The following is a 22,427-nucleotide window of genomic DNA, read 5'->3' as shown; positions in this document are numbered from 1 at the left end:
CCCTTCGGCAGCGGGCCGCGCCTTGTCCTTCGCCAATCAGCCCGGCAGTAGCAGAACCTCGCTGCACTTGTTGAAGATCATGATCCCCCGAGGCGGCGTCACCCCGTTCGTGGCCAGTTGCTCCGGTACCGGCCCGTCCGGCGTGAAGCTGATCTGCCAGATCTGCCCGTCCTCGCCATAGGACAGGACGGCCGGCGCGTGGTTGTCGTCGGGCAGGGCGACCACGAAACCGCTGTCGTCGGCCAGTTGGAGGGCGACTTCCACCCGCCGCCACGAGTCGGGTCGGATGACGCCGTCCGCTCTCCCCTCGACCGCCTCGCTGAACCAGTCGGCGACGGCCGTCCCCTCCATCGGCGGCTGACCTGGGTAGCGGATCTCCATGAAGTGAGCGTCGAGGAAGTCCACCAGCGCCTGGGTGCTGTCGCGATACGCCGACCCCGGGGGAAGCCTCCGCGCCACATCCAGCAGCGAGCCGATGGCTCTCGGCGGGTCGGCCAGGGCCGTCGGGGTACCGGCCGCCTCCGGCGGCGGGGCGACCTGGCCGGTCTCGTGTCCGCCGCTGGTCGGGGCCGTGGGCACCGCGCTGATTCCGTCGAAGGGATGCCGAAGGACGACGTCCTCCCGGGGTACGCCCGTATCGAACGGCTCACCGTTGACGGCGTCCCGTACCTCATCGTTGATGACGTCCCACGGCTCGCCGTCGGGGGTGAAGATCAGCCAGCTCTCCCCGCCCACGGTCAACAGCTCGGCACGCTCATCGGGCAGGTCCACGAACAGGTCCGCCACCGGGGCGAGGACCTGCCAGCCGCCCGCCTCCGCCAACCGCCGGGCGAACCCGTCCGGCAGCGCGCCGGCGGCGCAGGAGAGCAGCGCCACGTCCGCGCCGGCCGGCAGCAGCGTCGCGAGCATCCTCGCCAACTGCTCGGGGGTCAACAGGACCTCGCGGAGCGCACCGTCCGGCAGCCGTACGGGAACCCGCACGAACCGGCCGGCCGGGTGTACCAGCAGCGGCACGCTCCGGCCAGCCTCCAGCAACCGCCGGCCGGCGAGTTGGCCCAACTCGTGGTCGGTCAGCAGCGCCCAACCGTCCCGCGCCTCGGGCACCCGCCGCCACAACACCTCGGCCCCGTCGGCGAACCACGCGTCGTCCTCGCCCCGCACGAGCCGCGACACCAGCGGGAGCCGGACACCGCCGGTACCGATGGGCACCAAACCCGGGGTCGGTAGCCCGCCGGCGGCCGGAGTCGGTGGCCCGAGCAGGAACCCGCCTCCACTGGACGGGCCGGCCGGGGCCGCCCCCTGTAGGGGTCGGGACGAGAGAGCGGCCGCCTCGACGTGTGCGTTCTGGACGATCCGCTCGATGCGCGAGTAGACCTGCTCCAGTTCTCCCAAGTTCATGAAACGGGAGCCCGGCGCCCGCGCCTCAAGCACGATCATGCCTTCGGCCAGTTCGTCGAAATGGGTGCCCACGCCGAGCATGCTGCCCTGGCTCTGGGGTACGGCGCCGGTGCGTAGCAGGGCATTGTTGAGGTAGTCGTGGGCACCGGCGACGGAGAGCGGAGTGACCGGCGGGCCGCCCTGCCGGCCGGTGTGGGCCCGGTAGCGCTCGTCGAAGTCGGGATACTGGTCGAGGAAGCGCAGCTCGAACATGTCCCGTATCCACGGCGCGAAGTCGTGTACCGCTCGGCTCGCCGCCGGGCTGAGCTCCCGACGGATCCTCCACAGCGGGTGCCGGGAGACAAGCGCCACGTGATGTTTTCCGGCGCTCCGGACGGTCGTGGCGAGGACCGCCCCGGTCACCTGCATGGCGGCGAGGGCCAGTAGTCCTTCGATGTCCCGTACGTCGCCCGGGGCCAGCGCCACCCGCGTGACCAGCCCTTGGACGATCTCCTCGGCGAACTCGACGGCCCATCTGGCATCGGCCTGGGGGTTCGGGAGCCAGGTGAGATCGGCCACCTCAACAATGATGTCCCTCAACGCCCGGAGCCGGGCGCCGAAGCTCATGTGCGCATACAGGTCGGCGACGTTCCCGGGGTGCACGGGCATAAAACTCGCCCGTTGCGCCTGCGGGTGCAGCGTCCAGCCTGCATCGGGCCGCAACACCTCGGAGAGATTCACCCCCCGCGCTTGCCGGCCCTCCTGAAGGGCGTGTTGGGAGTAGAAGGTGAGGCGGTTTGTCGCCCGGCGCAGCGCCTCGGCCGCCCACCACCGGTTCATGCCGACCTCACCCGGCAGCATGGCGAACGGCGCGGTGTCGACGAACTCCAGAATCGGCAGAATCTCGGTCCGCCTCACCTGCTCCTCGGTCAGGCCCGGCACGTCCTGCCAGACCTCACGGTTGTGCAGGAACCGGAACGTGCCCCGGTCGGAGACCGCGACGACCCCGGTTCCCTCGTGCCGGGCCAGCCAGGGCACTCCGCGCGCGTCGACGTCTTCGGGGAACTGAAGGTAGCCGCTGTGCACCTCGGTCTCTCGGCCGCCGAGGCCGGCCTCCCCGGCCTCCCACCGTGTCGGGTCGACCCGCTCCGAATTCGTGGGCGCATCGATGCCGTGCGTCAGTGGAAAGAAGACCAGTTCCTGCGGCGCTTCAGGTACCCGCGCCACCCCGCCGCGCTGGCCGTCGAGGAGCACCACCCCGTGCTCGTCCCGCACCACGTTGAACGCGTGCGAGGTCCACACCCGGGCCCCTTGCCGCGGACCGGTGGGCTCCGGCGCCCGGTGGCGGACCAGCAGGATGCCGCGCGCCCCGACTTCCGCCGCCCGCATCGCCGCCAGCACCGAGTCCAGGTCGGTCCGGTAGACCAGCGATTCCGTCTCCGGCAGGCCCAACAGGTCCCGCTGGTACGGGAACAGGTGCGAATCCGACTCGGTGCCGCCCGCCGGCGCCTGCCACGCGAGTTCTTCACCGGGTACCAGGTTCATGTCGGTGGTGATCGCCGCCACCACACAGTTCGTCACCGACAGGTCCGGATTGACCGACCGCAGCCACGGGTACGCCGCCCGCACAGCCTCGTCCGTCTCCGTCTCCGTCTCGTCGTCGAACCACGCCGACTCCTCGGGCCGGACAGATCCTCCGGGGCGCGCGGATCGCCCCACCACCGCCGCCGGCGGGGGCGTCACGCTCCTGGAGCCGTCCGACTCGTCCGACTCGTCGTCGAACCACGCCGACTCCGCCGACCCCGCGGCCTCGACGGGCTGGGTGGGGAAATGCGGGTTGGGCGCCTCGGGATTGAAGTTGGGGTTGGGCCGGAACGGGCCGGTCCGCACCGGCATGAACGAAGAGGTTCCTTCGATGACCTGCTCGACACCCAGGATGTTCTCCGGCCTGATACCACCCGGGAACACCACCTCCTGCTGCCCCTGGTCGGCATGGGAACCGAGCGTCGCGTTCACGTCGATGCCACCAGGTGCCTGGATGTAGTAGCGGAAAACCCGGGGACGAGTCCGAGTGGGCGGGCCGAGGAAGTTCAGGTCCTGCCGACGGGTGGTGGAGACGAACGCGCCCGGCTCGCCGTCGACGAATTGCGGCAGGTTCGTCATGGACGGGTCAAGCGGGGCGAACCCGGTGGTGAAGATGCCCGGCCCATTCGGCGGGTAGGCCGGGTTGTTCCCGGGATTGCCGTCGAAGTCGACCGGAAGCCGGGTGTCGTCGCGGTACAGCATGTTGTTGTCGGAGCGGAACTGGGGCAGACCGCTGGGATTGTCCGTGTTGGGCCGCAACCCGGTCACCAGCAACGGATTCACCGACGGATCGAGCTGCGCACTCGGTCGGGCCGGATCCGGCGCCGGCGGTTGCGAATCCTCGAGTCCCGCGAGATCGCCCGAGGTGATCCGGGCCAGAACGTCGGTCGGGACAGGTTCGGCGCCCGGGCCCAGGACGATGTCGGGGGTCAGTGGCAGGAATCGCAACACGGGGTCACGCGGCAGTCTCGCGAGGGAGCGGGTCTGCCCGTCGAGGAAGCTGACGGCGGGTCGACCGTTGATCTCGTGTCGGACCACGTTGACGGCGTGCCCGAGCTCGGCGTCAGGTCGGTGGACGACCACCACGCCGCGTGCGCCGTCTTCGGCTGCCAACATTGCGTCGCGGATCACACCGATGTCGCGTACCGCCCACGCGCGTGCCTCGTGCTCGCCCAGCCCCAGCAGTTGCTGCTGCATCCGGACCAGATGCAACTCCGGCTGTGGTTCGTCCGGCGGGGCCAGGTACAACGCGGTGGGATCCGGATCCCGCAGCGCCATGTCCGTCGCCTGGACCGCCAACACGCAGTTCGTGGCGAACTGCACTTCCGAGTCGGAATTGACGAAGTCAAGCCAACCGAAGACGGAGTGGACCGATACCTCGTCCAGATCGGACGGGGTGGGAACCTCCACCATGGCGGGGTCATCGGTCAGCCCGGACCCGAGACGACCAAAGCCGTACCCCGACGAACCCGACCCCGGCGGCGGATACTGCCCCTGCCGGGGGTACCGCTGTCCCTGCCGCTGTCCCTGCTCCTGCTGCGGGGCGCCGCTGGTAGGAGGGCTCGACGGGTACTGGGAGGGAACTCCCCCGGAGGGAGCAGCGGAAGAGGTCGCGGGCGCGGTCGCATACGGCGTGGGACGGCGCTGGCGCCGCTCCTCCGTGTGGTCCGACGCCTGCCCGCCAACGCGGTGACCGGTGCCGTACGGCGGAGCGCCCTGCCCACGCTGACCGGAACCGCCCACGCCGAACCTGGAGGAACTGCCGTCCCGGCCGGAGCCATCGCGGTATCCCCCCGAAGAAATCGGGCCACCGTAAGCGGGCTGGCCCATGTCGTACGGCGGGGACGGGGGCACGAGGGGTCCGAGACGTTGCTCGGCCAAGGCAAGTGACTCGGCGACCTGGGGCCGATCGCCAGGGTGATCGCGTAGGTGGGTGGCGACGGCGTTCCGGACGTCCGCGATACGAGGGCCTCGTTCCGGTGGCGCCACGGCCACCGCTGCCCGCACCGAGTCGACAATCGCCCTACCCGTGCGCGTGGCGGCGAGCGCGGCCGTGTATTGGGAGATCCGATCGGCCCGCTGCGCGGCGGCAATCAGGCGTTCTTCGATCCCGTCGTATTCCTCGGGAGTCTGATTGCCAGCACCGAGCGATCGCAGCTCGACCACCACCTCGGGTTGAAGAGGCGCCGGGCGCTGATCGAGCTGGTGGGGTCCGCCCACGCCGAAAATACTGAGCGGAGTGATCTCCGGTTCGTTGCCCAGAAGTAGCTGATCAAGGTAGCGCGCACCCGAGAGATTGCCGATCACCCCGCCAATGGGCACCGTGACGTCGACCAGCGGACGGAAAGCGAAGTCGGGTTGCCTCTGCTCGTTGATGTTGATGTCTCGGGCGAGCGTCGGGAACGCGTTGGCCAGAGCGTCCGCCGCGTGCTCCTGAATCTGGTCGCGATTGCGTGAGAGGAAGTTCCGCAGGTGCCGCGGCATCCCGGCACGAACAGCGGCCAGGGAGGTACGGGACGCGGCGGCGAGGAAGCCCTTGACATGCATTTGTCCCCGCCTTCGCCGGTACCAGAGGGGAATCACCCCGCTTTGACCAAGGGCGAGAGACAGGTTGCCGTAGAGCATCCCCACGTCACTGTCCAACGCTGCGAGCATCGGCACGTCCTCGGCGTCGTCGGCGCCACGTCCGAGGGATGCGAGATACATTCGCGCCACTTCCATACCGAACCGTTGCCCGGCGGCGAGCAGCGGTCTCATTTCCAGCTCACCCCGGACGACGACGCCAGGGGCGGGTGGAACTCGGGTTTCCGCAATGGCGGCGTCGAGAACAAGGCCGACGGCGTTCAAGGGCATGCCGAGGTTAGCCTGCGTATACAGGTAGTCACCGCGCGGAAACACCGATGGATGCGCGGTGACCGTCAGGTCCCTGTAACGTGGACTGACCGTGAAGGCAGGATCGTTGAACAACTCGGAAAGCGTCTCGCCCCTACTGTTGTTCAGGATGTTCCTGATGGTCGTCCTATGCCGATCGGCATCCGCTCGCCTGGAGCCGTCTTCGCCGGCGAGAATGACCGAAGGATTGATGACGACAGTTTCCGGAATGGGTATCAGCCTGAGTTGACGGGGTGCGCCCGCCGGGATCCCGTTGAGATTTCCGTAGTACCGATCGCCAACCCACCACCAACCGGCGACGTCGGCGACGACCTGCACGACGCCATCCGCCGTTCTCAGGAGGACCTCGCCCTTTCTGACCATTTCGCCGAGGACGACTGCGTGGTTCTCCTCCTCTGGACCGTACTTGCCAAACTCGTGGTTCGTCGGCGCGTCGGTCAGTCCCGCCGCCGTCGAGTCCGACTCCAGCAGCGCCCACGAGTCCTCAGGGGAGAGCTGACCCGGGTCCACCACCCGACCCTGGTCGTCGATGACGAGGGCCCAGGTTTCCATCACCCCGGTCCGGCCGTCGGGCCCGTCGAGGCGCCCGGCCGGATTCGCCGCATCGTCGTCGAAGCCCGCCGCGGCGGCGTCCGCGAGGGGGTAGACGCGCCCGATGTTCCGTTGCGGGTCGACCCCCCACCTACCGTCGCCGGTGGCCTGCCAGGTCCGCACGTGGCCTGTCCGACCGTCTCCCCGCAGGTCCAGGAACACCACGGTCGCGCCGGGGCCCAGCCGGTCGAACAGCCGCCGTAGGTTTCCGCGGTCACCCACCCGAGCCCAACCTGCGCCGGCGACCAACCGATCCTGTACGCCCGCGACTCCGCCGCGCCCGGCCGGTAGGTCGTCGGAGGTGCGGCCCGGGGAGATACCGGGATGGATCCGGCGAACGAACGTCCTGGCCAGCACCACGCACTCGGCCAGCGACCACTCGCCGGCATCCCCGTGCTCCCGGACCGCGTCGAGCACGTCGTCCACCAAAGCGGCAAGCGAGTCCCGATCCCACCGGCTCGGGTCCGAGTGACCCTCCGGCGACCGCTCGAACGGCGCCGCCCCGAACAGGTCCCGCGCCCGCTGCCCCGCCGTCCGCCTTCCCTGCGAGGCTTCGGGGCCGCCGGCTCCCGTCGAGCCGGGCCCGGAAGGGTCGGACCTGGTCGGGTCGCCAGTGGGTTCGGACCCCAGCGATCCGACCCCGGACCCGAAACCGCGGCCGGAGCCGCCGAGCGGCACTTCGCTGGCGGTACCGAAGGAGGTCGGGCCATCGGAAGTCGGTCGCCGGTCGGTGCCGAAACGCGCCTGCGGCAGGAATGGGACGGCCTGCGTGGCTCCACCCGGTACCGAGTGGGAAGGGTTTTCGGTCGGTGAGCGGAATGCGCTGCCCGCGCTGAAGAGGACATCGTCGACGGGCGGGTGGTCGACACCGGACGTCAGGGAGAGGCTGGACGGTCTGTTCCTGGCCCGTGGCCCGCCCTGGACCGGTGGTTGCTCTTCCGGAAGTCGCGGTGACGCGAGGTCCGGTTCCTCGATCTCGTAGGCGGCGGCGGTTCCGGGTGGAGTCGGCTGGCGCAGCGTGCCGTAGGCATGGCCGAGCGCACGGGAGAGCGCGGCGGCGGCATCCGTCCCGTTGGCGTGCAGCTCGGCAGCCATCATCGTGGCGAACCCGTCGAGCAGCGCGAACTGACTCTCCTGCCGGGGGGTGGGTTGATGCGTGACCAGCGGGCGTTGGTGGTCGATCGTCACGCGGAACCTGGCCCAGGCGAGCACGTCGTCGTACACCTGGGTGCGCTCGCCCAGCCGATCGAGATATCTACGGGCGGAGTCGAGTTGCTCCTGATCGGCCGGGGCCAGGTCGACGCGTTCCGAGCTGGTGCTGTCGGCCCAGGCCCAGCTCGACTCGCCGCTCAGCGCGGCGATGAGCTGGTCCGGCGTGGTGATCGTGGGACCGACGACGTCACGCCCCAGCGCCGTGGCGACGAGCCTGGTCGCGAACACCACGCAGTTGCTGTTCAACAGGTGGTAGTTCTCTGCGGAGCCGTGCGCAGCGAACAGGTACGCGTCCGCGAGTTGGCGGGCGTTGATGTGGTGCACCGCGAGCACCCGGGCGTGCCTTGCCAACAGGTACCGGTCGTCATTATTGATGATGCCTTGGGCGCCGAAGAGGCCCTCGTGCGGATAGAAGCCGAGGGCGACCTGTCTCCCGTTCGGAAGCCGGAACGCCACCACGGCGTGACCCGGACTGAACACGGCATCGGCGGCAAGCAGTCGGGACGGCGCGGCCATCAGGACGAGCTCGATGTCGCTGGCCGGGTTGGCCTCTTGTTGCTCGGCGTGTTCCCGCAGAGGTCTCGCGAGCTCGATGAACCTCGCGATCGGTTCCTGCGGCCTTGGACGAGGCAGGCCAGACTCCGGGGCCGGCGGAGCCAGCAGGGTGAAGCCGCTCAGCGTGCCGTACGTCTGTCCCAGCCGCCGCGACAGGTCGCGGGCGGCGTCCTCGCTTTGGTCGAGGTACCTCGCCGCGACCAGCGTGGCGAGCGAGTCGAGGAAAGCCAACTGCGCCCGCTGGGTGACGGTGACGTGTCCCGCCAGCATCGGGCGCTGGTGGTCGAGCGCGACCTGGTACCTCGCCCAGGTTCTTGCCGCGCTCACCGCCGCCTCGCCGGCGTTCTCGGTCAGCAAGGTCGTGGCCGATGCCAGTGCCGCCGCGTCCGTACGCGCCAACGCGGTGACCGGGTCGGGCGCGTCGGACCACGTCCGGCTGGAGTGCGCCGCCATCGCGGCGACGAACTCGCCCACCGAGGCCTCCCTCGGCGCGTCCGTGATCCGGTGACCCACGGCGGCCCTGGCGAATCTCCGTACGAACTCCGAGCTGCCCTCCTGCAGCGAGCGCGCCCAGAGTTCCCAATTCTCGAAGCTGAACACTACGGCGTTCGTCAGTTGCTCGGCGTTGATCCGGATCGAGGCAGCAACCCTCAACGACGAGTCGAGGAGCCCGCTGTCCGCCGGGCCGAGACTCACCGGCTCGACCCGATCGGGGACACGAACCTCGACCCACACCCGATCGACGCTGCCCGATGCCGCCATCACGACGAGATCGACCGTCGGCCGCGGGTCCGCCTCCGACAGGCCGCCCAGATACTCCTGCAGGGGCCTCAGGCGTTCCGCCAGCAACAGGAAGCTGTCCCCGTCCGCCTCCCAGCCCTGAGCGGCCGGGGCTGCGGCCGGTCCGGCGGGGCGGGTGACCGGCTCCTCGGCCGTCGCGGGTCGTCCGGTCCCGCCCTCGCGGCCGGCCATGGCGGCCGGGTCGCCGGTGTGGTGATCCCGCGCCTGTTGGGGGGTGGGCTGACGGATCTGGAGCAGCAGGTGGTTCGGGTCCCCAGAGCCGTGGGCGGGGTTGGGGCCGGTTTGGTCGTCGGGGGAGGTGATGCCGAGCATCCCCGGGTTGATGCGGGGTGCGGTCGGGTCTGGGTGCAGCAGTTCGGAGATGAATTGTCCGGTGGTGGCGGCGGGTAGGCCGGTGTGCTCGTCGAGCAGCGGCACCGCCCAGAGGTCCACCTCGGTGTCGTCTGGCAGTCCGCGCTCGGCCCGCAGATCGTTGGCAAAGTCCGGGTACCGGGCGTTGAAGCTGTCCGTGAAGAGATTGCGGATGACCGTAACGTGTTGGACGAAGAAGTCCTGCAGGTCGTGGCCGGCGGCCTCCCACTGGCTGAGCATCGGCTGCCGGGTGAGTACGGCCGTGTCCGAGGTCGCCGGTCCACCGGGGTTGGCCTGGCGGGCGAGTACGGCAGAGAGTTGGACGTGTAGCAGGGCCATCAGTTCGACGGTGGTGGCCACGGACGGGTCGTCCGCGGTGTGGGTGGGGATTTCCTCGGCTGGGTGTGTCGTGCCGGTTCTGGCGGCGACCAGGTGGGCAGCGACCTCGTAGCCGAACTGTCGGGCGGCGATGATGTGGTCGCGGTCGGCCGGTTCGGCGTTGTCGGCGAGGTCGTCGAGGATCCGCAGTACGCCGCCGCCGAGTGGGGCGGCGACCTCGTGCCGTGGGGTGGGGTCTGGTGGCGTCGGTGTGCCGTCGGTGGGTTCGGTGGCCGGCCAGGTGCCGTCTGCCGGTTGCCGGATGTGGCCGTCCGTGTCGATCAGTAGCGCCTCGGCGCTGACAGCGCCGTTTACCTCTGCGGGGATCTCGCCGGCGTGGTAGACCCGGCGGCGTAGCGGATCGACCCAGCGCACGCCGGTTGTGGTGGCGACCATCGTCAGGGCGTGGTCGCTGTGGCCGTCGGGCGTACGCAGCACCACCAGCGCGAGCCGGGGACCGTTCGCACCGGGCGCGTCCTGCCGGGCGACGCCGGGTTCGTTCGCGGCGGGCCCGTCCGCTCGGGTGGGGCGGGCCACGTCCCGGGCCAGCGCGGCCAGTGACTCCACTCGGGTCCAGCCGCCGGATGTGGCGGCTGCCGTCAGGGCCTGCTCGGTGAGGGGCAGCCGGTCGACGGTGCTGCCCGGGACCGCCTCGCTGTCGTGCAGGGCGGTGATGAGGGCGGCGACTGCGGCCAGCCGGTCGGTCAGGGTCTGCGTGCCGTCCGGGTCGACGGTGTCCCGGGGTGGCAGCGCGTCGACCGTGGCGTGCAGCTCGGGTACGGCGAGGGTGTGGCCGTCTGCCGGGGACGACGTTTCGACGGTGTGGAGGGCCAGCAGCGCCGCGTGTCCGGCGGCGATGTGACTGCCGGACTCCCGTACCGTCTCGGTCAGCAGCAACCGGTCGACCGGGTCCAGGCGGTGGGCGCGGGCCGCCTGGGCGCGGGCCCGGTCGGTCGCCAGGCGGTCGCCACCGGGCCGGGTCGGGGTCATCCGGCGGGCCGTCAGCTCGTGCCGGACGGCCCCCCGGAACAGCGCCAACGCCACCTGTTCCGGGTCGACGTCGGCCGGCGGGTCGGCGGCCGAGGCGGTGCGGCCGAAGCCCGCCACCGGTGGTGTCCCGTCCTGCGACACCTCGACGATCGCGTGTTCGACCGGGCCGCTGTCCACGGTCGTCGTGGCCGCACCGGCGATGACGATTCGCCCGGTCAGCCGCTCGGCGTCGGCTGGCCCGAGGCCGAGTCCGCGCAGGTTCTCCGCCACCAGCCCGCGCAGCGCCTGCCGCGTCACCAGGGCGGACCGGGCACCCGACCCGCCGACCCGTACGACCGGCGGTCGCTGGCCCCCGGCCGACCTCGACCAGTCGAAGGCCGTCTCGGCCAGCCACTGCGCCGTGTCGACCAGGTCGACTGAGGAACGGGGATCGCCCTGCGCGTCGGTGAAGGGTACGGTCAGCGGGGCCGGCGGGCGGGTGGCCTCGCCGGTACGCAGCGCAAGCCCGGTGCCGAACTGCACCGGACGATTCCCGTCGGCGTCGTGGTGGCCGACCGCCGTGTACATCCGCCGCACGTGCGGCGGCACTGGGACCGTCCGCCACAGCGCGGAGTCGTCCCGGGTCAGGTCGGCGACGGTGGACACCTGATCCAGCAGCGACTCGGCGCGCAGCCGCTCCACGACCACCCGGGCCACGATGTCCGCGTGCGTGTGCCGACTCGCGACAGCGGTCAGCCCGGCGAGATCGAGCCGGGTGGGCTCCTGCGCGAGTTGCTCGCGGGTGGCGGTGTAGGCGCTGTCGACGAGCGCGAGCGTGCCGACCCGGTCGTCGAGCGGGACGGGCAGACCCTCGGCGGTGGCGAACCCGTCGTAGCGCCAGCCGAGGTCGTGCGCCTGGGCGAGTTCCCGCACGACGATGTCGACCTGCGAGCGGGTCAATCCGCCGAAGATGCGGAAGTGCCCGCCGGTGTCGACGAAGAAACCACCCCGGGGGTACGTCGCCTCGGTGCCCTGCGGGACGACCCCGCCCGTCGTCGACGACGTGTACACCGTCACGTCGAACCCGCGCGCCCGCATCGCGGTACCGAAGTCGGCCCCGACGCTCGCGCCGATCACCGCGATGGACCGCACCGGAAGGTCGGGGTCGGCGTACTCCCGCGCGAAGGACCCCTCCGCGAGCACCCTGTCGGCGAGGGCCGCCCCGTCGACATCCGGCGGGGACACGATCGCGAACGTACGGGTGTCCGCCACCCACGGCACCGTGATATCCCGGAACCGCGGCTCACCACCCGACACCGCCTCGTAGTGGCGGGCGTACGCGCGGTCGCAGTCAGCGATCCACCGCCCCACCAGATCGGCGAAATCCCCACCGGCGTTGCCGAAGTCGAGCCCCACCGCCCGGCCCCACCGGTTCGACAACACCCGCGGACCGCCAGCGCCCCTGCCGCCCGCCGATCCCGCACCGACACCGGCCGCCGGCCGCGGCTCCCCCACACCAACACTCACTGGATCATCCCCAGGCATCCATCGGATACAGAGTCCACTCAGAACCGCTCACAGCTCCACGCCCCGACCATCCGCGAGGAGAGGCCCGTGCAACGGGCAGTTCCCCGGCCATCCCTAGCCCGCCGGGTGTTACGGCATGTGCCCACTCGAAGACATCCGTGCCGGCGCGGCCGATGGGGCGTACGGCGGCAGCGCCGCCCATCGTGGTTTTGAGAACGACGAACCGCCGCATCCGAGCGGGATGCGGCGTCTCGCCATCCGGCGCCGGTCCTTTGCGGCGCCGGTCCCGGATTGGCGCCGAGCCCTCAAAAGCTACGGCCGAGCCCCCAGAGCAGCCCGTAGACGCCGTAGACGCCGAGCAACAGCGGGGGCAGCACGAGCTGGCAGGTGGTCAGCAGCACGCCGAGCCGGGGCCGGCGATCGCCGGTGTCCTCGATGCCGCCCGTACCGGAGCGCCACAGCAGCACCGGTAGCCCGACGCTGACCGCCACCAGGCCGGCGAGCACCGTCAGCGGCAGCACCAGCGGTGCCGTCGCGCTCCAGTGGTCGAGCGCGGCGAAGAGCCCGAACGCCCCTGCCATCGCCGCCACCACCGGTCCGATCGCCTCGGTCGTGAACTCGAACGTCCCCGCCCGGATGACCAGCGCAGCCACGGCCGCCGCCGCCAGGGCGAGCGAGAACGCCGAGGTGTTCCGGGTCAGTACGAGCAGCGCCGCCGCGACGATCGCCGAGGTGGCTCCCACCAGCAGCACCAGGGTGTGTTGGGCCCGGACGATCCGGTTGCCCAGCATGTCCGGGTCGGCCTCCGGCTCCACGCTCGGCGATGACATCCGCAGCCACGAGGCGGCGGTGAGCAGACCGGCGACGCGGGGCGCGACGGCGAGGAAAAGGGTGCCGGCGGTCACGGCGGTGGCCGCCGTGGCGGCCGGGGTGGCACCGAGACCGAGTGCCAGCGTGGTCATGGTGCCGGCGACCACGACGAGCAGCGTCACTGCGGCGAGCAGCACCCGAGGCACCGCGACCAGCGCGATCACGAGGCCGAGTACCGCCCCGATCTGCGCGTAGACGAGGTGCCTGACGTCCCACTCCAGCGAACCGAGGCTCAGCATCGAGACCAGGATCATGCAGGGGATCACGGCACAGCCCAGCAGCGCCCGCAGTCCGCGCGGTAGCACTCGCGGGTACGACCGCAGCAGCCGGGCCGCGACGGCGAACCCGATGCCGATCACCGCCAAGAGCACCTCGATGAGAAGCCGGCCGTGACCGGCGATCCCCAGGTAGCCCAGCGAGACGACCAACCAGGCCGCTCCGAGCAGCATCGCGGCGCGGCCCTTGGCGCGGATGTCCCACCGGGGTCCCCGGCCGGAGGTGCCGAGGTCCGACACGACCTCCCAGACGCTGCGCACCACCGGCTCGTCCGCCTCGCCGTCGAGCACGTCGCGCAGGTAGAGCACGGCGCCGTCGACGATGCCGGCGCTGGCGAGCGAGGAGGTCACCGGCAGCGGCGGCGCGCCGGTCGGGGCCAGGCTCCAGGCCGGAGGCAGCGCCTCGTTGGACTCCTGGCCGACCAGCCGGGCCAGCAGGTCGGCGTACTCGGCGATCGGCGCGTTGGCGGGCACGGCCAGGTCGACCCGGTTGCGGGTCCCGACGACAGTGACGAGGCAGCGGGGTTGGATATCAGTGTTTCCAGGTTTCGACATTGGCCCATTCGCAGTCGGTGTAGTTCTGCCAGGTGATGTTCATCGCGCGGGCGACCTGTCCGAGAACGCCCTCCGGGCCGAGCAGACCCTCGGCGGCGATGTTCCATTCCTGCTGGAGGCCCTCGTAGTACCGCTTGTTCTCGCCGTCCCAGCTGTCGAGCACCGGCTGGAGCTGGTTGCGCAGCTTGATCAGCTCGTCTTCGATTGTCTGGGCCATGCTGTTGAGGTACGGACCGGCTTGCTCCAGGTCCAGGGGTACGGCAAGTTCACGGGAGTCGATGCTGCCGCCGGCTGCCATGGTTGTACTCCTTCAAGGCGGGGATGGGTCGATACGAGGCGGGTCGCCGGTTCAGAAGCGCGCCGGCGGCAGGTCGAGGCCGGCCTGCCCCGGCATCGGCTGGCCGTTGACCGGTTGCAGGTTGCGGACGTTCTCGGCCTCTGTGTCGGTGTAGTTCACGTAGTTGCCCTGTAGCCCGAGGCTGATGTCGGTCAGCGCGTCGTGCATCATCCGCGCGTAGGTGTCCCAGTCGGTCATGAGCTGCTGGAAGGTGTCCTGGGCAATGCCGTGCCAGGTCGCCTCCAGTCCGACCACGTAGTTGCGCAGTACGGCGAGCTGCTGCGAGACCTGCTCGGCGGTCTGGCTACAACTGATCGAGGCGCCCTGCACCATCTCTGGTGTGACGCGAAAGCCTGGCATGGTCATGGCTTGTCCTGACGGAGTTTCGGTCGGTTCACGGTGCTACCGGTACCGTCGGCCGTTCCGGGCGGCTGCCGCGGCGCGAGGGTCGACGGTCCCAGCACAAGGCTCACATCGCGGTGACGGCGCGACGAGTTACCAATCTGATGTCCCCATCGGCCGCTCATCCGGCCGAGACGTAGCCCAGCTCGATGGCCCGGCGCGTGAGCTCGGCCTTGTTCCCGGCGTTGAGCTTGGTACGGATCCGCTTGACATAGGTGCTGACCGTCGACTCGGTCAGCCCCATCCGGCGGCTGATCTGCCCGTGCGTCAACCCCTTCGCCACCCACTGCAGCGTCTCGATCTCCCTGCTGGCCAGTTGCGGCTCCCGGCCGGCCGGCTCCGGGGCGGTCTGGTGGACCAGGGGGCCGAGCAGGTCGGCGGAGACGTAAAGGCCGCCTTGGCGTGCGATCTCGACCCCGTGCAACAGCTCCTCAACCGCCGACTCCCGAGTCAGGAAGGCGTGCGCCCCGCCCTGCATCGCCGTCGGCAGGTTCGGTGGGTCGTCGGGCCGGCACAGGGCGATGGTCCGGCTACCTGGCGGCAGCAGTGCCCAGAAGCTCGCCCCGACCCGGGTGCTGCGCTGCCCGTACAGGTCGAGGACGACCAGCGCGGGCGGGTCGTCCCGCGTCGGCAGCGCGGTGACCGTATCCACCCCGTACCGCACGGCCACGCCGGAAGCGCCGGCGAGCACCTGTGCCAGCCCGCTACGGATGATGGTGTTGCCCGACACGACGGCGAGCGCGGACGGTCTCCCACCGCTTCGCCGCGCGTCGTCCAGTTGCACATCGATGATACCCATCGATATCTTCCCCTCGGCGGATGTTCCCCGGCTGGACACCGAGACGACGTCCCTGTCCATGCAACGTGAGAACGCGGGGGCCGCCCAGGCGAGATCGTCGGCGGGACTGAGGAAACCGCCGAATCCGCCGGCGAATCTGCCGGTCCGGCGGCCCATGGCCGACGGTGTACGGCCTGTTCCGCGGATCCAGTCCTGCAGGTCGGCGAGGATCCGGTCCCGGGTTCCATCGCGCTGCCGAGCACCCCTGTAGTCCCGCTGCGACGTCCCAGAACGGGTACTGTCCGGTAAACGCCGCGAGCCGATAGAACTGGCATATGACAATGCCCGACTTCCGGCAGCTGACCGAGCAGCTGGCTCGGTTCGGCAGCGACATGCAGCGCGCCCGCGAGGAGTTCGAGGCGGTCGAGGTGCATGGCAGCTCACCGGACGGCGCGGTACGGGCCACCATGCGCTCCGGCAAGCTCGCCGCACTCACCATCGACCCGCGCGCGATGGAGCAGGAGCCGTCCCGCCTCGCGGATCAGGTGCTGGCGGCGGTGCGGGACTGCGAGGAACGCTCCAGCGAGACGATCATGAAGCGAACCGCCCCGATGGCAGGAGCGATGGAGAAGATGATCGAGGAGCTGAGGTGACCGCGGCGCCCCCGAACGGCGCCGTCGCCCCCATCTCGGCGAAGAGCCGGAAGACGAGCGAGACCGGCTCCTGCTGATGCAGCAGTTCGTGGGCGAGCAACCGCAGCGGACCCTCCAGCCGGTAGCGGTCGGGCGAGGGGGTGGACGCGAGCAGGCTCGCGTCCACCAGTTCCTCGAGCACCAACTCGGCGCAGTCCCCGTCCGGCTCCAACAACGCCGCCGCGACCGGCACCGTGGCGATGCCGTCGGGAGCAATGGAGAGGCGGCGAAAGAGCCGCTGGGCGGTCGGGCCCAGCCGATCGTAGGAGGTCCGCAACGCGGGGCGCATGGCGAGGTCGCCCGCGACCAGCCAGGAGAGCCGGGTGCGTTCGTCCCGCAGCCGGTGTGCCAGGTCGCGGAACGCCCACCCCGGGCGCACCGCCAACCGGTTTCCGGCGATGCGCAGCGCGAGCGGCAGGCGACCGCAGGCCCGGGCCACCTCGGTCGCCTCGCGCGGCTGGGCGTCGACCCGGTGCCAGCCGGCGATCAGGCCGAGTAGCGTCAGCGACTCCTCGCGCCCGAATCGGGCGAGCGGTATCCGCCGACCGGCGTCCAGGCCCGCCAGAGTGCGGCGGCTGGCGAGGATGAACAGTGACCGTCCGCCACCGGCCAGTAGCGGGCGGACCTGTGCCTCGTCCTCAGCGTTATCGAGCACGAAGAGCACGGACCGGTCCCGGGCCAGCACCCGGAACAACCCGGTGCGCTGCTCCAGCGAGGACGGCAGTTCGCCCTCCGGCACGCCAAGAGCGCAGAGCAGCGTGCCGAGCGTCTCGTGCGGCTTCGCGCCCCGGAGGTCGACGAAGATCTGGCCATCCGGAAACCGCGCGGCGAGACGGTGGCCGGCGTGCACGGCGAAGCTGGTCTTGCCCATGCCGGGGCCGCCCGAGATGATCACCGGCGGGTAGCCGAGGTCGACGACGCGGTCGGCCCAGGAGAGCAGCCGATCGAGTTCGGCCTGCCGGCCCACGAAGTCGGTCAGGTCGGCGGGGAGTCCCCAGACCTCCATTGGGCAGCCGGCCCGCTGTCTCGATTCGCCGGGTTCCGTCCGGAGGTCGCGGGCGTTCCGGGCCGCAGCCCGGAACGCGTCGGCCCGCGCCCCGTCCAGATTCAACGCGGTGACGAGTGCGTCGACGGTACGCCGATGTGGCCGGGTAACGCGATCGCGCTCCAGGTCACTGACGGTTCGCATACCGAGACCAGAATAGAGGGAGAGCTCCTCCTGGGTGAGGCCGGCGCGCAGCCGCGCGTCGCGAAGCAGCCGACCGAAACTCGTCCGGGTCGCGATCATCGAGGAAATCTCCGCGTTCGCCGGTGCGGATGGCCATCGTGGGGAGGGCCGGTCGCCGGCCTGCGGTGCCGTGGAGGAACTTAGCATCACTGTCTTTTTCTGTGCATCGCTCTGTCGGTAGTCGTTCCTGACGATCGATCTCCCGTCGCGCCATCCTATCCACGGGTCCGACGGTACCGATCTCAGTGGCCTCTGGTTGAGAAGATCACATCCGGTGAACGCCAACGGTTCCGTCGTGTTGCGCTCAGGTGAAACGCTCTACCGCCGCGCCCCCACCGGACCCGACGACTACGATGTTACGCCGCGTTTTCGGGAAGATCCGCCGGCGTAAGCACCATCAGGTCCTCCTCGGTCGGATCGGCGATCTCGGCGACCCGCTCGGCCTGACGCTCCGTCATGTCCTGGAAGGTCTGCCGGGCCGCCCGCCCGTTGCCGAAGCGCACGTCCCGCTCCAGGGTCGAGAAGTACTCCAGCAGCGCCGCGCCAGACGCGTCCGCCAACCGGTACTGGTGTACCCGGGCCTGCTGGCCGACGATCCGGACCAACTCCTGCGCGGTGTAGTCGGCGAAGGTCAGGGTACGGGTGAAGCGGGAGGCCAGGCCCGGGTTGGAGCCGACGAAACGGTCCATGTCGTCCGGATAGCCGGCGGCGATCACCACCACCTCGTCGCGGTGGTCCTCCATCAGCTTGACCAGCGTGACGATCGCCTCCTGGCCGAAGTCGCTGCCCTGACCGGTCGGCACCAGGGAGTACGCCTCGTCGATGAAGAGCACTCCCCCGATGGCGCGGCGGAACACCGTCTGGGTACGCGGCGCGGTGTGCCCGACGTACTCGCCGACCAGCATGGAACGGTCCGCCTCCACCAGGTGACCGGAGCTGAGCAGTCCGATCGCGGCCAGCAGCCGACCGTAGAGCCGGGCCACGGTGGTCTTGCCGGTGCCCGGATTGCCGGCGAAGACCAGGTGCCGGCCGAGCGGCGGAGGTTGCAGGCCAGCCTCCTGACGCTGCCGGACCATCTGCATCACCTTCACGAGCCGGCCCACGTCCTGCTTCACACTGGCGAGACCGACCAGCCCGCCCAGCTCCGCCAGTACTTCCGGCAGCGATTCGCTGTCCGGCACCGGGCCGCACCGGCCGGCCGGTGCCGGACCGGTCACCGCCCGGCCGGCCTCGGCCCCGACGGCCAGTACGGCGGTACGCGCCGGGCGGGCCGCCGCCGGCAGGTCGTCCGCGCCGACCCCGGACGAACTGCACTCCTCCCAGCTCGGCTCGGCCCGGGGATCGAGGCTCACCCCGCGCGCCGTCTCCGCCAGCCGCAGCCGGCGGAACCTCGGATCGGCGCCGGCGCCGACGTGCAGCGCGGAATAACCCGCTCGGGACACCGCGCAGTCGTCGAACTGCCCGTGCGACTGGTCGTGCAGGTAGATGCCGTTCTTCCCGGTATCGCGGACCGAGCTCGACCGGACCGCTGGCCGGGCCCGCGCCCCGACCACCAGGCCGGTCCCGCCCGTGTCGGAGATGGTGCACCCGTCGACCCAGGCGGTGCAGCCGTCGTCCAGCCGCAGCCCCACGTCGCCGCTGCCGCGGATGACGCAGCCGGCGAGCAGCGCGCCGGTGCCCGCGGCGACCAGCACCCCCGTCTGCCCGCTCTCCGAGATCTCACAGTCCTGCACCAGCGGGCGGTGCCGGCTGGCCAGCGTCAGCCCCGCCGCGCCGCCGACGACCGTACAGGCGACGGCGGCCAGGTCGCCCCGGTCCGCCACGGCGATGCCGCCCATCTCGGCGGCGCGGACCCGCACCTGGTCCAGCTCGACCAGGCCCAGCTCGACCACGCGTACCCCGTACTCGGGGGTGTCGTGCAGTTCGCCACGGGTGATGCCGACCTCGGCCCGGCCGCCGACGTGTACGGCCGTGTACCGGGTATCGCCGATCCGCAGGTCGGTGAAGCGGGCCCTCGCGTCGTCGCGGACCACGATCCCGTTCGCGCCGGCCCGGTCGACGGTGACCCGTTCCGCCGCCACGTCCGCCTGGTCGCGCACCGCGAACCCGGAGCTACCGGCGTGGCTGATCGAGGCACCCTCGACGCGTACCCGGGCGGCGCCGGCCACCAGCACGCCGGTACGGCCGGGGTCGGTGACCGTGGCGTCCCGCAGTACCGCCCCGACCATTCCGGAGAACCAGATGCCGAAGCCGGCGGCGCGGGCCACCTCGACCCGCTCCAGCAGTGGGCCGCCCGTGCTCGCCCCGACCGCCTCCCGCGCCGGCCGTGCCGGGTCGCCGGTGGCGTCCGGTTCCGTCCGCGGCGGGCCCTCGACCCGGATCCCGTCGGCACGCGGGTCGCGGATCCGCAGCCCGCGTACCGTCGGCGCCGCCTGCTCGCGCAGCACCAGCCCAGCACCAGCCGGCCGGCTCACCTCGCAGCCGTCGACCAGCCCCCGGGCCGCGCCCGCGAAGACCAGCGCGTCCGCGCCGGGCTGGGTGACGCGGGTACCGGTCAGCTCCGGTGCCGCGTCGCCCTGGACCAGGATGCCGACGCCGGGCGCGCCGGTGACCGTGCAGTCGACCAGCCGGGCGGTGCTCGCGCCGTCCAGCACCACACCACCGTCGGTGATCCGGCAGCCGCGCAGCACCGGCGCGGCGTCCCCGCCGAACTGGAGCCGCCCCCGGATCTCGCAGCCCTCGAAGGCGATCGCGCCCCGCTCGGCGAGCACCGCCGCCGCCCCGCCGGTCGCCTCCACGGCGAGACCGTGCACGCTGCCGGACTCGGCAAGCAGGGTGATCACCGGACCGCCGGCGCCGATCAACCGGACGCTTCCCGGGCCGCCCTCGGCGCGGATCACCACCGGCTTGTCCAGGACCAGCCGCTCGGCGTACTCGCCCGGCTGGACGGAGACGGTCGCGCCGGGGGCGGCCGAGCGCACCGCCGCGCCGATGCTGCGGTGCGCGCCCCAACCCCGGGGCGCCACCCGTTCCCAGGCCGCCCTCACGTCACGCGGCGACGCACTGCGCCTTGACGGCGCCTCCCGCCAGGTGCGGGTACGTCATCGGGTAACCGTTCGGGTTGCCGCGGCTGGTCAGCTTGAGGCTGATCATGCCGTTCCGCGCCGGCCAGGTGCCGAGCGTCACCCAGCTGCGGTGGTGTGCGCTCTGGTTGACGTACTTCTCGCCCGTCGGCTTGGAGTAGGAGACGTTGTCCCCACTGTCGTGCACGACGAAGAAGTGGGCGTTGGTGGCGGCCACGTCGCGCGAGCTGTTGCTCGTGGGTACGTAGAGCGACAGCGTGCAGGACTGCGGCTGGCTGCCCACGTTGAAGGCCCAGACGATCGCCTGGCCCGGCTGGTCCCAGTTCGCGTTGCCGGACATCGGCATGTCGCTGAACCTGCCGTCACAGCCGTTGCCGGTGTAGCTGCCGGAGGCGAGCGTCCACCATCCGGCGTCGCCATTCATGTACCAGCCGTAGTTGAAGTAGCTGGCGCCGGAGCTCTTGCAGCCCAGACCGGCGTACCCGGTGTAGGTGACCGGCTTGGCGGCGGTCTCGGCGTTGTTGGCCACGGAAGCCTGCCCGCTGGCGGAAGCGGTTCCGCCGACCGGTGCCGCAGGGACGCCCGACGCGCCGGGCTGGCCGGGGGCACCCGGCATCCCCGGTACGCCCGGCGCGCCCGGTGTGCCAGGCCGGCCGGGAGCACCGGCCGGCGGCTTGGCGGTCGGCGAGCCCCCGGGCGTGCCGATGCTGGAGGGGGATGCCTTCGCGGGCGACTCCGCAGCGGTCTGGGTGGTCTTGCGGCTGCCGTTGAGCAGCGCGCCGCTGGCCACCACCACGGCCGCGAGCACCACGATGATCAGAGCGCTGATCGCGATCTGCCCCATCGGCGAGCGCGGCTGGTCGCGACGGACGGTACGCACGAAGGCGCCGACGAACCCGCCGCGGGCGCTCCGGGACCGGGCGAGCGTGGTTGGCGGTTCCGCGGCAGCGGAACCTCCCGGCGCCTCCGCCGTTGCGGCCGGCGCCTCCGCCGTTGCGGCCGATGCCTTGGAGTCCCGTTCCGCGGTCGACGCATCGGTCGGCTGCGACATCCCGTTGTCCCTTTCGCCCATGAGGTTCACGGTCCGGTGCCGCCCTCGACGGACCGGCATACCGTCACCCTGTTTACGCACGGGACTGGTGTCCCGGCATGTTCCTATTCAGGGACACGTCCGCCGCCCGCCTCGGCGACGGAACGTCCGGTGCCGCTGGGCCGTCCCGTCGAGACGTTCCATCCGTCCACCTCGCCTTGGGAGTGAGCGCCACGGGATTCCCTTCCGTCCTACCGCGAGGCGTGCTTACAGATCTTGAATAGCTCGACGAGTAAGTCCCAAGTCGGGTTAGTGGTCGTAGGCGATGAGGGACCTGGTGACGGGTTGGCCGGTGGCGCGGTTATGCCAGATCGCGGCGGCTCGACCGCAGCAGGCCCCCGTCCGGTACGGGTGGCTCGGGCCAAGCAGCGCGCTGGCGACACGGTCGCCGGGCTGATCATCATGGGCGTACGGCTGTACGATCCGACCATCGGTCGGTTCCTGTCGCTCGCTCGATCCGCTCTACGGCGGCGGCGACAACCTGTACGGCTACCCTGCCGACCCGTCAACCAGTACGAGCTAGACGGGCAGGCGTGGAAATGCCAGGCCAAGTGTCAGCTGGCCGGCACGGACGCCAAGTGCACGGGGTACATCCGCGGTGCCGGCAGCGGCAAGACCGAAAGCGACGCGGTCAAGAGCTCCAACAGAGACGCGTCCAGCCGGGCACCCCGCGGCTGCTACGTCAGGCACTGCAAGGCCACCAAATACACAAAGAGCAGGGTCGCTCAATTTTCGACAGCGACTACACCCCACGTATCATCCATCAGCGCGTCCCCGGACCCTACCGGTACCGATCCCTCCCGGAACCAGCACACCCATAGAAGCGTCCGACTGGCTCAAACCGGGAGCCTCGTCCTATGTCGACACCAGCCCGGCCACG

9 protein-coding genes and 1 pseudogene are annotated in these 22,427 nt (G+C 71.0%); 1 reads left to right on the top strand and 9 read right to left on the bottom strand.

What is annotated here, in order from left to right; all coding sequences use genetic code 11:
• Window positions 1-36: 36 nt before the first annotated feature.
• The 5 genes from ACIQG9_RS24480 to ACIQG9_RS24460 form a co-directional block, all read right to left on the bottom strand.
• Window positions 37-11,418 (bottom strand): toxin glutamine deamidase domain-containing protein, encoded by an 11,382-nt coding sequence (locus tag ACIQG9_RS24480; RefSeq protein ID WP_400406545.1) that lies wholly within the window; start codon window positions 11,416-11,418, stop codon window positions 37-39.
• 1,124 nt (window positions 11,419-12,542) lie between these two features.
• Window positions 12,543-13,937 carry an EsaB/YukD family protein gene (locus ACIQG9_RS24475; protein ID WP_400406543.1) on the bottom strand — a complete coding sequence of 465 codons (1,395 nt, stop codon included), beginning with the start codon at window positions 13,935-13,937 and terminating at the stop codon, window positions 12,543-12,545.
• Complete coding sequence (locus tag ACIQG9_RS24470) at window positions 13,915-14,235, bottom strand: WXG100 family type VII secretion target (protein WP_400406541.1); 321 nt, start codon at window positions 14,233-14,235, stop codon at window positions 13,915-13,917. Before ACIQG9_RS24470 ends, ACIQG9_RS24475 begins: the two co-directional genes overlap by 23 nt.
• A gap of 51 nt (window positions 14,236-14,286) precedes the next feature.
• Window positions 14,287-14,640: a WXG100 family type VII secretion target gene (locus tag ACIQG9_RS24465; protein WP_400406539.1), complete on the bottom strand. Its 354-nt coding sequence runs from the start codon at window positions 14,638-14,640 to the stop codon at window positions 14,287-14,289.
• Window positions 14,641-14,797: 157 nt separating this feature from the next.
• The gene (locus ACIQG9_RS24460; protein ID WP_400406537.1) at window positions 14,798-15,475 is read right to left on the bottom strand and encodes a DNA-binding response regulator; all 678 of its coding nucleotides are present in this window, start codon (window positions 15,473-15,475) and stop codon (window positions 14,798-14,800) included.
• 314 nt (window positions 15,476-15,789) lie between these two features.
• Here ACIQG9_RS24460 and ACIQG9_RS24455 point away from each other — a divergent pair, with 314 nt between their 5' ends.
• Window positions 15,790-16,107 (top strand): YbaB/EbfC family nucleoid-associated protein, encoded by a 318-nt coding sequence (locus tag ACIQG9_RS24455; protein WP_400406535.1) that lies wholly within the window; start codon window positions 15,790-15,792, stop codon window positions 16,105-16,107.
• On the opposite strand, the gene ACIQG9_RS24450 is transcribed toward ACIQG9_RS24455, so the two are convergent.
• The 4 genes and pseudogenes from ACIQG9_RS24450 to ACIQG9_RS24435 all read right to left on the bottom strand — a co-directional run bounded on the left by ACIQG9_RS24450 (window position 16,046) and on the right by ACIQG9_RS24435 (window position 21,337).
• The gene (locus ACIQG9_RS24450) at window positions 16,046-17,152 is read right to left on the bottom strand and encodes a hypothetical protein (protein WP_400406685.1); all 1,107 of its coding nucleotides are present in this window, start codon (window positions 17,150-17,152) and stop codon (window positions 16,046-16,048) included. The two genes, ACIQG9_RS24455 and ACIQG9_RS24450, sit on opposite strands and share 62 nt — an antisense overlap.
• Window positions 17,153-17,239: 87 nt before the next feature.
• Window positions 17,240-17,434: pseudogene (locus ACIQG9_RS24445) on the bottom strand (helix-turn-helix domain-containing protein); the annotation flags it as partial.
• A gap of 296 nt (window positions 17,435-17,730) precedes the next feature.
• Complete coding sequence (locus ACIQG9_RS24440) at window positions 17,731-20,421, bottom strand: right-handed parallel beta-helix repeat-containing protein (RefSeq protein WP_400406533.1); 2,691 nt, start codon at window positions 20,419-20,421, stop codon at window positions 17,731-17,733.
• Window position 20,422: 1 nt separating this feature from the next.
• Complete coding sequence (locus ACIQG9_RS24435) at window positions 20,423-21,337, bottom strand: hypothetical protein (RefSeq protein WP_400406531.1); 915 nt, start codon at window positions 21,335-21,337, stop codon at window positions 20,423-20,425.
• Between the last annotated feature and the right edge of the window lie 1,090 nt (window positions 21,338-22,427).

The organism is Micromonospora sp. NPDC092111 (genome assembly GCF_044755745.1).
Lineage (GTDB): Bacteria > Actinomycetota > Actinomycetes > Mycobacteriales > Micromonosporaceae > Micromonospora.
Note: the sequence above shows the minus strand (reverse complement) of the source record. Positions and strands in the feature narration are given on the sequence as shown.

Excerpts from the sequence above, each read along its gene's own strand:
- ACIQG9_RS24475 (WP_400406543.1), bottom strand. The coding sequence starts at position 13,937 with ATGTCGAAACCTGGAAACACTGATATCCAACCCCGCTGCCTCGTCACT.
- ACIQG9_RS24470 (WP_400406541.1), bottom strand. The coding sequence starts at position 14,235 with ATGGCAGCCGGCGGCAGCATCGACTCCCGTGAACTTGCCGTACCCCTG.
- ACIQG9_RS24465 (WP_400406539.1), bottom strand. The coding sequence starts at position 14,640 with ATGACCATGCCAGGCTTTCGCGTCACACCAGAGATGGTGCAGGGCGCC.
- ACIQG9_RS24460 (WP_400406537.1), bottom strand. The coding sequence starts at position 15,475 with ATGGGTATCATCGATGTGCAACTGGACGACGCGCGGCGAAGCGGTGGG.
- ACIQG9_RS24455 (WP_400406535.1), top strand. The coding sequence starts at position 15,790 with ATGACAATGCCCGACTTCCGGCAGCTGACCGAGCAGCTGGCTCGGTTC.
- ACIQG9_RS24450 (WP_400406685.1), bottom strand. The coding sequence starts at position 17,152 with ATGGAGGTCTGGGGACTCCCCGCCGACCTGACCGACTTCGTGGGCCGG.